Here is a 13,098-nt window from a genome sequence, read left to right as displayed (position 1 = left end):
GTGTTCAAAATCTTAGACCTTTACATCGGTAGAACCATCATCTCTACCACTGCCTTGGTTTTAGCGACGTTTGTTGGCTTATCGGGCATCATCAAATATGTAGAACAGCTACGTAAAGTAGGGCGAGGTGTGTACGACCTCACTCATGCGTTGTACTTTGTGTTACTCAGTGTGCCGCGTGATATCGAAATGTTCTTTCCAATGGCGGCATTACTCGGTGCCCTGATCGGCTTAGGTATGTTGGCTTCAAGCTCTGAGCTGGTGGTGATGCAAGCTGCTGGTTTCTCTAAGCTGGATATCGGGTTATCGGTACTAAAAACGGCCGTCCCGCTCATGATTGTCGTTATGGCGTTAGGTCAATGGGGCGCTCCTGAGGCCCAGAAGATGGCCCGTGACTTACGTGCGTTTGCGATATCAGGTGGTAGCATTGTGTCTGTGCGCTCAGGTGTGTGGGCTCGTGACGCAAACGACTTTATCTTTATAGGTAAAGTCGAAGACGACAAGCTTTATGCTTTAAATATGTGGCGTTTTGATGATGATAAGAATCTACAAAAAGTTATTTTCGCCGAAGAAGTCGACTACCAACAAGATAACAACTGGCTGATGCGCTACGTACAAATTACGGACATGGAAAATGAAAACGTAATTTCAAAGCAAGACATCGAACAGATGGAGTGGCACACCTCTTTGGCACCAGATAAGCTAGCTGTGGTGACCGTGAAGCCAGAAGAACTGTCACTGAGCGGTTTGTATGATTATGTGACTTACCTGAAAGCATCGGAACAAGATGCATCTCGCTATGAGTTGGCGTTTTGGCGTAAGTTGACTCAGCCGCTTTCAATTGCTGTGATGATGTTAATGGCGCTATCTTTTGTTTTCGGTCCACTCAGAAGCGTGACCATGGGGGCAAGGGTATTGTCGGGCGTGGTTGCCGGGTTTACTTTTTACATATCCAGTGAGTTCTTTGGTCCATTAAGCTTGGTGTATGGCATATCCCCAGTGTTTGGTGCTTTGGCCCCGAGTTTGGTGTTCTTAGCTATTGCGATTGCACTGCTACGAAGAAAGCTATAACTGAAGCATCATCGAATAAACCAAGTTTTACCGAACCAAACGTAAAAGGAAGGCATTACGCCTTCCTTTTTTGTGTTCCTAGACAAGTTAATTTGCCTTAGGTAATACAACAACCTCTGTTTTGGCCCAAATGTCGTGGAAACCACGTTTCTTCGGATCAATCGGTACAGTCAAATTTGCCAAGCCAAAGCCAGATGTCGAAATACGAATCAGAGCTTGAGTTACCGTAATTGGTGCTCCGTCTTTGGCATTGCGAACTCGAAGCTTCCAAGCGCGCATCCCAAGAGTTTGTCCTGCTCGCGTCCAGAAGAACACAAAGAAATATATCCACACACCCGCAAGATAAAGTGTAAATAGAGGGCTCAATACAGGGTGCTTTCCGAGCATATCTGCGGCATCAGCGTACTCGCCATAGCTCAACAATCCTGCTGCATTTAGTGCAAACACAACGGCCATAACAATACCTGCGGCCATCATTTCAATTGCGATAATAATCAATGTGTCGTAAATCAACGCTGCAAGTCGACGAAAGAGACCAGCAGGTGGAAGAGTTGTAGACGTTGTCATTATTCCATCACTTACCTTAAAAATTGTGCGTCAGAATATAGATTCCCTCACCAAGAGAAAAGAGACCTAACGCACAGAGTCTTTAATTGTGTATAAACGAAGAGACTTTTCTGCCCTACGTTATCAGCACATGTCATGATACACGAGGCCGTGCAGCAATATGTTTCAACTGAATTCGACTCTCTTAACCATTGGCTCTTTGGTCTGTGACCAGATTAGATAGTTGAGAGAGTTGGTGTTTCTCATCTTCGGTATAATGTTGGCTTAATGAAAGCTCTAAAGCTTTTTCTGACAGCTTGATTGCTGGTGACAAAAATAACTTAGGGTGCATACTAGAGAGAGCTAGCAAGGCCTTTTGTAGGCGAATCTGTATTTGGAGTTGCGCTGCACCATCGTGTGCTATCGGCAAAAAGACATCATCAAACAAATCCTGGCAGCTCAATGCGGGCACAAATAGTCTAGGATATCGAGTTTTGGTAGGCGGCTCACAGAGTAGGTCTCCCCATAATGAAAGTGCTCGTACAGAACGCCCAAGAACGTCAATCGCGGTGCCATTATCATTTACAGCCGGAGATAGTGCTCGTGAGGCGATTTCCGCCATAACGACTAAACCAAAGCGAGGGTCCTGATCATATGAACGCTCCGTTCGAATCGTGAAGGCTGCCGTTACTTCGCTTTCGTCTGGCAACTCTCCACAAACCCAAGCCAATGGTTGACCTACGTACACAAAACTTCCCGGTTGTCGCTCAAGGTAGATGGTGCATTGGTATGCTTCAGCAATACTATCGAGATGATGCATATCAACATGCTGTAAGTAGCCAATTTCTTGGCTCAAAATAGGTTTACTTCCTCTGGGTTTATGTTCTGGGTGGCTCCACGGGTGAGCACCTAGCCAACGCTCTTTGCCCCGTTTTCTTATCGCATCTAACAAGGCTTGCTCCACGTATGAAGTGGTTTCACTGACCCTTCCTAGTACGGAAAGGTGCTGAATCCAACGTAGCAGAGTGAGTATGATCATCACGATTACGGCGATAGTCACGATGAACAGATAAATTTGTGCTTGTTGATGATAGGCCCCAATACCTAGCGCGATAATTCCTACCAAACTAAATAGAAAAGAGCCAAGAAAGGTTGCTAAGGCATTTTGTGTTGTGCTGTCTTCCATCAACAGTTTTGTCGCTCGCGGCGTTACCCCTGCACTAGCGGCACTGTACGCTGAGACCATAATATTGAGAGAGAATGTAGTCACTGCAAGCATGGAGGTTGCGAGGATATTTAATATGTTGTTCAACAAATCCTTGCTGACGTTGATGGCAGGGGGCAGAGTAATGAACTGGTTTAAAACAATCGACATTAAGGCGGTAGCAACAGCTAGTAATGCGTAGAGTGACGTCCGGACCCACAGTTTTCGTGTCATCTGTTTCAGTAACCACTGCCATTTTGACCCAGTCATTCTTTGCTCCTATTCAGTTCTCACTAGAAAGTCGATAGAAAATTCAGAAAGTTATTCTTGCTTAAGCATAGGTTAAATGCCCGTCGTTCTGCTTGATATTTCATGCATCACGAAAGTAAGAAAGCTGCTTGCTTCAAAGAATGGTGCTCTTGAGGTGTGAATTACCACGATTCTGTTACCTTAATTGATAGATGAATTAAAAGTATGTGATTGAAAAGAGGTAGCGCATGATTGTAATTACAGGTGCAAGTAGCGGCTTAGGGGCGGAACTAGCAAAGCGTTATGATGCGGAAGGCAAAGAGACGTATGTAATAGGAAGAAATACAGAAAAACTATCCGCACTAGCAAAACAACTCTCTCATAACGTTGGTTATCAAGCTTGCAACCTCTCATTGCACCAAAATGTGAAACAGCTCTTTGATGGGGTGAAACAGTCCCCTGAAATGGTCATTCATAGTGCGGGAAGTGGTTATTTTGGCTTACTGGAAGAGCAGGAGCCGGAAGAGATTCAAAAGTTGATTGATAACAACCTGAATTCTGCGATTCATGTGCTAAGAGAGTTAGTAAAGCGTTACAAAGATCATCCAATAAAAGTGGTCATGATCATGTCCACAGCCGCGCAACAACCTAAAGCGCAAGAGTCTACGTATTGTGCAGTGAAATGGGCCGTCAAAGGATTAATTGAGTCGGTTCGTTTGGAGCTAAAAGGAAAACCTATGAAAATTATCGCGGTTTATCCTGGTGGAATGGATACGGAATTCTGGAAAACAAGCGGCAATACGATGGACACGAGTCACTTCATGCAAGCAGAAGATGCCGCAGAGATGCTCCATAATGCGTTGTCGAGCATTGGGAATGGTTATGTTTCTGATATTACAGTGAATAGAACTTAAAAAGAGTTTCGTATACTCATTTTCATCTGGAAGAGTAGTAGAAAATGGAGCGTACGTTTCTTATGAGTACAGCTTTGTCACACTTTGTGGCGAAATTATCAGCAAACGATAGTTATTTAAGGTATTTCTGCTTGCGCAGGTCAAAAGCTTACGTATAATGCCAACCATCAAAGGGCAATAGCCCAAAGATGCCGGTGTGGTGAAATTGGTATACACGACGGATTCAAAATCCGTTGCCTTCGGGCGTGGCGGTTCAAGTCCGCCCACCGGTACCATACATAGAAAGGTCGCTTTTATAGCGGCCTTTCGTCGTTTTAGGTGCTCGTAAATATCAAAAGGAAGTTAGCGTTGCCTTCGCGGTGGCGGCAGGAATGCAAGTCCAATCAACTCCGTCCACCGGTACCATATTGTAAGACAGAGCCTCGATGAAAGTCGGGGCTTTGTTGTATCTGGATCTTCAAAACAAAAAAGCGCGAGGGGTATGCCTCGCGCAAACTACTACATGGTGATAGTAAGAACAGCCTATAGAGCTGTGAACAAGGTATTCTGAGTGTTCGGAGTCCAGTCAGCTTGGGACACGTGCGGTACATCAACTAGATAACGCAAACCTTGATAAGTCACCACATCGCCTTGTTTATAGGAAACATTCTGAGTCCAGTTAGTGGCTGGGTCCGCATTTGTCCAAAGGCTAGAGGTTGGAGACGGTGCCCAATCTTGTTGTGCAGTATGGTTTGTTACAGCCTGGTATACAGTACCTAGGTGTAAGACGTAATCGCCAGCGTCGTAGTTATGACCAACTTGCCAGTTCGGTGTGTAGTTATCCATTGTGTCGAAGTCATAACCCGCTTGTTTTGCTAACTGTATAAACTTAGCGAGCTTAGGCAGGTTTTGCGTTGCCCCCATGCCACGCTTACCATCTTCAAATAGGAACTCGTGAGTTAATACGATAACTTTATCGGCGTGTAAAGGTGTGCCACATGGGAACTCTTGAGCTTTGGAGTTGATCGGGTTAATCGTTGTTGGTGCACAAGTGTTTAACGCGGAATCCACATATCCAAGAAATGCTTCTGCTTCTGTAAGGCTGTTTGCTGGCATTTCAATGCCCCAATTTTCGGGTGCCCAGTCCACATCCCAACCGTGAGTTTGATAGCCGTTATTCGCTAGGATATTTTGAACCTCGATAGCTGCTTTTACACTGTTGGATGGGTTGGATGTATCGCATACATATCCTGGTTCCCAAGGTTTCAGGCCATCAGACGTGGCACATAACCCATCTGCTTTGAAGTCTTTCGTCACGCGCCAACCGTTGGTGTAGGGCAGTCTAGCAAACTCTGTTGCCTTGTAGTTCGGGTAGCTTGTAATGTTCGGCAAATACTTTGCTAACACAGATAAGTTTTCCGTAAACATTGAGGCATCGTAAACAGGGTCTTGATACGAGTTAAGCTGGTGGTCCCCGGTCGCATTACACTCCGCAGCACTGTTCGGTCCAAACTCATCCACGCAATTGTGCACCATGTGATCGTAACTGTGGTTCGCAACAATATGACCAGTGTCTAATGCGAGCTTTAAGGCTTCTAGGGAACGGTCTTCATTCTCATCACCAATTCCATCTAAATGCCAAGCATTAAAGTAAAACGTCGCTTTGATATCTTCCTGGTTAAGTACTTGAATAACGTCAATAGATGCATTGATTGGTCCATCATCAAACGTTAGATAAATTGTGCCTTTAGAGTCGGTTTGAGCAAATGAGTGTTGTGATAGTGCGGCACTTACAAGCGTTGCAATAGCCAATTTATTAAATTTCATTCTCTATTCCTTTTAAGAAATTAATAACGACGTTGTCAGTAGTAAAATATTGATAATTTGAAACTTAATGTGATGTCTTAAATTATTTTATGACTTTTATCCTAGACCTAAATAATTACAAAAAAATAGGTGGTATTTTCTAAATTGGGATTGTGTTCACGAATAATGCAACCGGTTGCGCTTTTTTGTCTTGGTTATTTTTGCTACAGTTTTTGTAGGTTGAAATTTACACAACGGGAGTAAGGCTATGAAAAAGATCCTTTTATGCTGTAGCGCAGGGATGTCCACCAGTATGCTTGTTAAGAAAATGGAGCAAGCTGCTGAAAATAAAGGAATTGAGTGCAAGATTGATGCAATGTCAGTGAATGCGTTTGAAGATGCAATTAAAGAGTACGATGTTTGTCTTCTCGGGCCTCAAGTACGCTTTCAGCTAGAAGAGCTAAGAAAAACGGCGCAAGAGCATGGTAAAAACATTGATGCTATTTCTCCTCAGCATTATGGAATGATGAAGGGAGAAGAAGTACTAGAGCAAGCATTAGAATTAATTAACTAAACTATAGTTTTAAATTAAAAAGATAACTGTACATCAAATATAAATATTTGATGCGGGATTCTTTTGCCTAAAATAAGGATGGATTCTATGAAGCTTTATGACGCAATTATAGGCGCAGTCGAAAAGCATATAGCCCCTATAGCAGCTAAAGTGGGGAATCAGCCCCATGTTCGCGCAATGAGAGACGGTTTTATTGTCGCAATGCCGTTTATTATTGTCGGTAGTTTCATTTTGATTTTTGCATTCCCCCCATTTGCCGAAGATACAACCTTTACTTTTGGTCGAATTTGGCTCGATTTCGCCACTACACATTTTGATACCATAATGATGCCCTACAACATGTCGATGGGGATCATGACTATTTTTGTTTCGCTGGGCGTTGCTTATAGTTTAGCGAAGGCTTACAAGATGGATGGGATCACGAGTGCTGTATTGTCACTAATGTCTTTTTTACTCATTGCGGCCCCAGCTAAAGATGGCGCGTTGTCTATGTCTCACATGGGCGGAACCGGGATCTTCACCGCAGTGATGTGTGCATTTTTCTCGGTGGAGCTCTACCGTTTTATGAAAAAGCACAATATTACGATTCGCATGCCAGAGCAGGTGCCACCGGCGATTGCGCGATCATTTGAAGTATTGCTACCAGTCTTAGCGATATTCATTACCTTATATCCACTTAGCCTTTTCGTACAAACCCAGTACGACATGCTGATTCCAGACGCTGTTATGGCTATCTTTAAACCGCTAATTAGTGCGTCTAACTCATTGCCTGCCATTATTGGCGCTTTATTGCTTTGCCAGCTGCTTTGGTTTGCGGGTATTCATGGTGCTGCAATTGTTGTTGGACTGCTTTCTCCAATCTTTTTGACCAACATTGGTGCCAACATTGAAGCCTTTGTTGCAGGTGAACCGATTCCAAACGTATTTACTCAACCGTTCTGGGATTTTTACATCTTTATTGGCGGCTCTGGTGCAACACTTGCTCTTGTTATGCTGATGTCGTTTAGCCGTTCTGTTCACCTTAAGAGCATTGGTCGAATGAGTGCGGTGCCTGGCTTTTTCCAAATCAACGAACCTGTGATCTTCGGTAGCCCAGTTGTGATGAACCCGACCTTGTTTATCCCGTTCGTCTTCGCTCCAGTCATCAACGCTACGATTGCGTATTTTGCTGTGCATGTCGGCTTTGTGGGTATGGGTGTCGCTACAACACCTTGGACAACACCGGCACTGATAGGTGCTTCGTGGGGTAGCGGTTGGACCTTTGCGCCAGTATTGCTCGTCATTGGTTTATTAATTCTTGATCTAATCATCTACTTCCCATTCTTCAAAATGTTTGAGAAGCAAATGTTGGAGCAAGAACTACCAACGACGAAGGAAACTAAAGGTGACACGCAGCCGTCAGGCGAAGGCGTTACTGCTTAACTGTGCTTAATGGGCCGCAATTACCGCGGCCCGATTTTCGGAGAGAAAATGATGGAACAAGAATTGGTTGTAATGGAGATCATTTGCAATGCTGGTGAAGCCAGAAGTTTAAGCTGCGAGGCATTGCGTTTATCTCGAGAACAAGATTTTGAAGCGGCTGATGAGAAGCTCTCTCAAGCAAGAGAGTGCATTAATAAAGCCCACTTAATACAGACTCAGCTTATTGAAGAAGATCAGGGAGAAGGGAAAGTCCCGATGACGTTAGTGATGGTGCATGCTCAAGATCACCTAATGACTACGATTTTGGCTCAAGAGATGGCTGTAGAAATCGTCGCACTGAACAAAAAAATCTCGAACAAATAAAGGGGGATGAAAATGTCTAGAGAGGCGATCAAACTTGCCATTATTGGCGGTGGTAGTAGCTATACCCCGGAATTGGTTGAAGGGGTTATTAAGCGCTTAGAATATTTACCCGTTAAGAAGATTCATTTTGTGGACATTGAGTCAGGAGCTGAGAAGCTTGAGATCATCAAAGGATTGGCTCAGCGAATGGTCGATAAAGCCGGAGCAAAAATTGAGATAAAAGCCGGTTTCGATCGCCGTGCTGCGATAAAAGATGCGGATTTTGTGATGACGCAGTTTCGTGTTGGTGGCCTTGCTGCACGCGCTAACGATGAGCGAATCCCAATCAAGTACGACGTCATCGGCCAAGAAACAACGGGCCCTGGTGGTTTTGCTAAAGCACTGCGAACCATTCCGGTCATTCTTGATATCTGTAAAGACATTGAAGAGTTGGCTCCAAACGCATGGATGCTCAATTTCACCAACCCAGCGGGTTTAGTTTCCGAAGCGGTCAGTAAGTACACCAAAGTAAAGAGTATTGGTTTATGCAATGTGCCCGTTTCAATGGAAATGATGATTGCAGAAATGATGGAGTGCGAGCCAAAAGAGCTGCAACTTGAGTTTGCTGGGTTAAACCATCTCGTGTGGGTACACAAAGCATGGCTCAATGGGGAAGATATTACTCAAACGGTATTAGAGAAAGTCGGTGATGGTGCCAACTTCAGTATGAAGAATATCTGGGAAGAGCCGTGGGATCCGGCATTTCTAAAAGCACTGGGGGCGATACCATGTCCTTATCATCGTTACTTCTACCAAACTGATGCCATGCTTGCTGAAGAGAAACAAAGTGCCGATGAAAAAGGCACTCGTGCTGAGCAGGTAATGGAAACAGAAAATGCGCTATTTAAGCTCTATCAAGATCCTACCCTCGATCATAAGCCGAAAGAGTTAGAGGAGCGGGGTGGTGCTTATTATTCTGATGCATCACTGAACCTAGTTGATTCAATTTATAACAATCGTAATAGTATTCATGTTGTTAACGTTTTAAATAATGGAGCGATCAACGGCCTACCTGACGATGCTGTGATTGAATGTAGTGCCGTGATTGGTAGCTGGGGGGCGAAACCTCTTGCGGTTGGCGAGTTGTCAAACAATATCAAAGGATTACTCCATCAAGTTAAAGCGTATGAGCAGCTAACAATAGAAGCTGCTGTCGAAGGTAATTATGACAAGGCGCTTATGGCATTAACCAATAACCCATTGGTGCCTGACATTGGCCGCGCCAAGTCAATTCTGGATGATATTCTGGCGGTGAACGCTCCGTATTTACCTCAATTTAAACTAACGACGTTGTAAGACTAAGGAAGGGCGCCGATGAAAGTCATTTTTAATGCTGATGATTTTGGTTTAACGAGAGGTGTAAATAACGGCATCGTTAAAGCTCATCAGCAAGGTGTGGTTCATTCAACCACCATGATGGTGGGTATGGATGCTGAGCAACATGCCTTAGAACTAGCTCGCCATAATCCAGGCTTGAAAGTTGGCGTTCATCTTAGGTTTACAGCAGGTGTGCCTATAACGAAGCATCCTAACTTGACCAACGGCCGAGCGCACTTTATCAACTATGACGAACTTTGGAGTAAGCAGGACTTCGAAACTCAGGTCGTTTATGATGAAGCAAAAGCTCAGGTGGAACATTTTTTATCGCTTGGGTTAGAGCTAAGCCACTTAGATAGCCATCATCACGCGCATACTCACCCTCAAATTTTGCCCGTTATTAAAGAAGTAGCGAATGAATACCGAGTGCCACTGCGGGGCACTGGCTTGTGTCAAGAATCGATGACAATCAGGTATATCTTTACTGATGAGTTTTATGACCAAAAAGTGAGCTTGGATGGTTTGATGACACATTTATTGAGCTTAAAAGCTGACTATGACTTGGTTGAGGTGATGTGCCACCCGGCAGAGGCCGATCAGGCGCTTATCTTAAAGAGTGGCTATGCGCTTCAGCGAGAGCTAGAGTTACAAGTTCTTACCTCTCCCATTTTAAAAGAACAGTTAGCTCATCATGGCATAACTGTCACGGATTACTCTGAGCTTGTTTCTACCAATCAAATGGTCGGTGTATGATTAAAGGCTGCCAGCTTCGCCCCCTATAGCACCTTACGAATTGCTGGCAGCCGTTCTACACAAACGAATATTTAATAACAATTGCAGTTGGACCCAATAGCATTATGGCAAGGATTAAAGATGTAGCCGAACTCGCCGGTGTAAATCGCTCTACCGTTTCTCGAATTATTAATGGAGAGGGGAAATTTCGCGAGGAAACTCGAAAAAAAGTAGAGCAAGCTATGGCGCAATTGAATTATCGTCCTAGTGCAATTGCTCGTTCACTCGCAACCTCATCCAGTAATATGGTTGGGTTATTGGTGACTTACTATACGGGGGGCTTCTTTGGCGAGATGATGGAGCAGGTTCAGACCGAGCTGGATATTCATAAGAAGTTTTTGATTACAGCTCAAGGCCATCATTCTGCACAAGGTGAAAAAGAGGCAATTCAGCGTTTTAATGATTTACGTTGTGACGGCTATGTACTTCATAGTCGTTATTTGTCAGATGATGACTTACGTGAATTAGCTAAACAGCCAACACCTTTCGTTCTCCTGGATCGCTACGTGGAAGGAATAGAAGAGCGTTGTGTTACCTTTAACCATCATCATGCAAGCCGTATTGCCGTTGAGCACCTTTTAGCTGGTGGTCATCGAAAGATTGCTTGTATTGCCGGTCCATCCCAACGTCATAACAGTGTATTGAGAAAGCTTGGGTATATTGATGCAATGAAGGATGCTGGTATAGATATTGATGAAAGCTGGTGTGAAGAAGGGAATTATGGTCGGCAAAGTGGTTATGATGCAATGGCTGCAATTTTACAACGACACCCTGATGTGACGGCTGTCTTTTCGTGCAGTGAAGAAATGACGGTTGGCGCAATGCAGTACTTACACGAGCACAGTATTTCTGTACCAGAGCAAATCTCATTAACTAGCTTTGACAGTGTTGAGCTTTGTGAAAGTCTTTACCCTACAGTATCAGCAGTGCACTTTCCTATCAGTGACATGGCCCGTGTAGCGGTACAAACGTTAATGGGGCTAGTCAAAGATCAAGAAGTAATAGACAAGCCAGTGTTCGAGGCCAAGCTTAAAATACGCAAAGCAGATCGCTCCTTAAAGTAGCTTACTTCTATCTAATTAAGTGAGTCGCTTAGAAATAACGGTTTGATGTTTTGATAGTTACTGATGAATTTATTCACAAAATTTACTAGTATTCTAACTCTCTTAAGAAATATAAATCAGTAGTGAATAAGTGGCAGCCATTAAACTAACGGTCGATCGTATTCAACCCGGATTACATATCCGTCTTCCGCTAAAGTGGAACGATCACCCCTTTCTACTCAATAGCTTTAAGATTAAAGACCAAGAGCAAGTCGAGATGATCCGCCACCTCGGCGTAAAGTTCGTTTACTTTAATCCAGAGCAAAGCGATGCCGTTCCACTCCCTGTTGATCAAAGACAAGCTGACAGAGTAACAAATGAAGCGTCGTTAGATCATGAAACTCAAAAAATGTGGCAAGAAAAACAGAACCGCATAGAAAAGTTAAGTGCATACCGTCGACGCGTGATTCAGTGTGAAAAAGAGTTTGAGCGCTCTCTGGCACGTATGCGTTCAGTCATGACTAAAATCCGTAACCGTCCGACAGCAGCAGTTGATGAAGCAAAGCTTCTTATTGAAGATATCGTCGAGAAGTTAATGTGCGATGATAATGTTACGTTACATCTGATGAACGGAAAAAATGAGTTTGAAGATATTTATTTCCACTCATTGAACGTGGCTGTTATCTCGATGATGATTGGCCGTGCTAAAGGGTACTCAGCAGCACAGTTGAAAGAGCTTTCCTTCTCCGCACTATTCCATGATATCGGGAAAATAAAAATCCCGACTGCAATATTAAGAAAGCAACTACCTCTAACAGAGCCAGAAACCAACTACTTAAAGTTGCACACTAAATATGGTGTCGATCTTGCGAGTCAAATCGAGGCTTTTCCCGAAGTCGCGAGAATTGTGATCGCGCAGCACCATGAGCTAAGAGATGGGTCTGGTTATCCTAAAGGCCTGAAAGGAGATGAGATCAACGAGTTTGCTCAAATTATTGCTGTAGCCAATGCGTTTGATAACTTGTGTCATACACCGATAGTCTCAGATCAAAAGATTCCTTATACCGCACTCTCTCATTTATATAAGAACTGTAAACACCTATATAAAGAAGAGAACCTGAACATCCTAATTAAGTTTATGGGCGTGTTTCCTCCGGGTACCGTAGTTCAGCTTTCTAATAATATGGTCGGCCTGGTTATCTCAGTGAATGCATCGCATTTATTATTCCCGAATGTCTTGGTTTACGATCCATCAGTACCAAGGACGCAAGCGCCAATCATTGATCTTGCCTCAAAAGATATAAAGATAGTTAACGCGATTCATCCGTCAAAATTACCGGATAAAGTAAAAGAGTATCTAAATCCGCGTTCGCGTATTTCTTATTTCTTTGATAGTGATGAGTAGTTATCCACAGCTTTTTGTGGGTAAATTGTATAAATCCTGAGTGTTATTTCTGGGTAATTTTAGGGTTGGATGGAAAGTATCCATTTGGCATGTTTTTTTAGAAAAAATGCATTTTTAGTATTGCCAAAGAAAATCTTCTCCCTATAATGCGCATCCATCGACACAGCAGACGTCACAAGGCTTCAGCAGGGTCGAAGAGGTAAAAAGCTTCTACAAAAAATTAGTTTAAAAAAGTGTTTGACACTAACAACTAAATCGCTAGAATGCACCTCCGCTTTGAGAGAAAAACTTCTCGCAAAGCAAGCTCTTTAACAATATAGACCTATCAATCTGTGTGGGCACTCGTTGATGATAATCCAATTAGATATTTCTTT

General features: G+C 43.5%; 12 protein-coding genes and 1 tRNA gene. 10 read left to right on the top strand and 3 right to left on the bottom strand.

What is annotated here, in order from left to right:
* Positions 1-1,071 (top strand): LPS export ABC transporter permease LptG, encoded by a 1,071-nt coding sequence (gene lptG, locus R7Q11_RS20380; protein ID WP_005381071.1) that lies wholly within the window; start codon positions 1-3, stop codon positions 1,069-1,071.
* Positions 1,072-1,158: 87 nt separating this feature from the next.
* Here lptG and R7Q11_RS20375 read toward each other — a convergent pair whose 3' ends face one another.
* Positions 1,159-1,638 carry an RDD family protein gene (locus R7Q11_RS20375; protein ID WP_005381070.1) on the bottom strand — a complete coding sequence of 160 codons (480 nt, stop codon included), beginning with the start codon at positions 1,636-1,638 and terminating at the stop codon, positions 1,159-1,161.
* Positions 1,639-1,822: 184 nt separating this feature from the next.
* Entirely contained in the window at positions 1,823-3,091 is a 1,269-nt protein-coding gene (locus tag R7Q11_RS20370) for a DUF2254 domain-containing protein (RefSeq protein WP_225466679.1), read from the bottom strand.
* A gap of 227 nt (positions 3,092-3,318) precedes the next feature.
* Here R7Q11_RS20370 and R7Q11_RS20365 point away from each other — a divergent pair, with 227 nt between their 5' ends.
* Positions 3,319-3,984 (top strand): SDR family NAD(P)-dependent oxidoreductase, encoded by a 666-nt coding sequence (locus tag R7Q11_RS20365; RefSeq protein ID WP_213886858.1) that lies wholly within the window; start codon positions 3,319-3,321, stop codon positions 3,982-3,984.
* Positions 3,985-4,174: 190 nt separating this feature from the next.
* A tRNA-Leu gene (locus R7Q11_RS20360) sits at positions 4,175-4,259 on the top strand.
* A 247-nt stretch (positions 4,260-4,506) separates the two neighbouring features.
* On the opposite strand, the gene R7Q11_RS20355 is transcribed toward R7Q11_RS20360, so the two are convergent.
* Positions 4,507-5,790, bottom strand: coding sequence for a carbohydrate-binding protein (locus tag R7Q11_RS20355; protein WP_225466678.1), 1,284 nt, complete (start codon positions 5,788-5,790; stop codon positions 4,507-4,509).
* 247 nt (positions 5,791-6,037) lie between these two features.
* On the opposite strand from R7Q11_RS20355, the gene R7Q11_RS20350 reads away from it, so the two are divergent.
* The 7 genes from R7Q11_RS20350 to R7Q11_RS20320 all read left to right on the top strand — a co-directional run bounded on the left by R7Q11_RS20350 (position 6,038) and on the right by R7Q11_RS20320 (position 12,724).
* On the top strand, positions 6,038-6,343 hold the full coding sequence (locus tag R7Q11_RS20350; protein WP_025767645.1) for a PTS sugar transporter subunit IIB: 306 nt from the start codon (positions 6,038-6,040) through the stop codon (positions 6,341-6,343).
* Between the two features lie 87 nt (positions 6,344-6,430).
* Positions 6,431-7,765 (top strand): PTS sugar transporter subunit IIC, encoded by a 1,335-nt coding sequence (locus tag R7Q11_RS20345; RefSeq protein WP_005381064.1) that lies wholly within the window; start codon positions 6,431-6,433, stop codon positions 7,763-7,765.
* Positions 7,766-7,816: 51 nt separating this feature from the next.
* Positions 7,817-8,128, top strand: coding sequence for a PTS lactose/cellobiose transporter subunit IIA (locus R7Q11_RS20340; protein ID WP_225466684.1), 312 nt, complete (start codon positions 7,817-7,819; stop codon positions 8,126-8,128).
* Between the two features lie 12 nt (positions 8,129-8,140).
* Entirely contained in the window at positions 8,141-9,463 is a 1,323-nt protein-coding gene (locus R7Q11_RS20335) for a 6-phospho-beta-glucosidase (protein ID WP_005381048.1), read from the top strand.
* An 18-nt stretch (positions 9,464-9,481) separates the two neighbouring features.
* Positions 9,482-10,237, top strand: a complete 756-nt coding sequence (gene chbG, locus R7Q11_RS20330) for a chitin disaccharide deacetylase (RefSeq protein WP_017821838.1) — start codon at positions 9,482-9,484, stop codon at positions 10,235-10,237.
* A 104-nt stretch (positions 10,238-10,341) separates the two neighbouring features.
* Positions 10,342-11,340: a LacI family DNA-binding transcriptional regulator gene (locus R7Q11_RS20325; RefSeq protein ID WP_213868947.1), complete on the top strand. Its 999-nt coding sequence runs from the start codon at positions 10,342-10,344 to the stop codon at positions 11,338-11,340.
* A 130-nt stretch (positions 11,341-11,470) separates the two neighbouring features.
* Positions 11,471-12,724, top strand: a complete 1,254-nt coding sequence (locus R7Q11_RS20320) for an HD-GYP domain-containing protein (RefSeq protein WP_005381029.1) — start codon at positions 11,471-11,473, stop codon at positions 12,722-12,724.
* Positions 12,725-13,098 lie beyond the last annotated feature (374 nt).

The organism is Vibrio sp. 970 (assembly GCF_033339075.1).
The sequence above is the reverse complement of the archived record's forward strand: the minus strand, read 5'-3'. Positions and strand labels throughout refer to the sequence as shown.

Excerpts from the sequence above, each read along its gene's own strand:
- R7Q11_RS20375 (WP_005381070.1), bottom strand. The coding sequence starts at position 1,638 with ATGACAACGTCTACAACTCTTCCACCTGCTGGTCTCTTTCGTCGACTT.
- R7Q11_RS20370 (WP_225466679.1), bottom strand. The coding sequence starts at position 3,091 with ATGACTGGGTCAAAATGGCAGTGGTTACTGAAACAGATGACACGAAAA.
- R7Q11_RS20365 (WP_213886858.1), top strand. The coding sequence starts at position 3,319 with ATGATTGTAATTACAGGTGCAAGTAGCGGCTTAGGGGCGGAACTAGCA.
- R7Q11_RS20355 (WP_225466678.1), bottom strand. The coding sequence starts at position 5,790 with ATGAAATTTAATAAATTGGCTATTGCAACGCTTGTAAGTGCCGCACTA.
- R7Q11_RS20350 (WP_025767645.1), top strand. The coding sequence starts at position 6,038 with ATGAAAAAGATCCTTTTATGCTGTAGCGCAGGGATGTCCACCAGTATG.
- R7Q11_RS20345 (WP_005381064.1), top strand. The coding sequence starts at position 6,431 with ATGAAGCTTTATGACGCAATTATAGGCGCAGTCGAAAAGCATATAGCC.
- R7Q11_RS20340 (WP_225466684.1), top strand. The coding sequence starts at position 7,817 with ATGGAACAAGAATTGGTTGTAATGGAGATCATTTGCAATGCTGGTGAA.
- R7Q11_RS20335 (WP_005381048.1), top strand. The coding sequence starts at position 8,141 with ATGTCTAGAGAGGCGATCAAACTTGCCATTATTGGCGGTGGTAGTAGC.
- chbG (WP_017821838.1), top strand. The coding sequence starts at position 9,482 with ATGAAAGTCATTTTTAATGCTGATGATTTTGGTTTAACGAGAGGTGTA.
- R7Q11_RS20325 (WP_213868947.1), top strand. The coding sequence starts at position 10,342 with ATGGCAAGGATTAAAGATGTAGCCGAACTCGCCGGTGTAAATCGCTCT.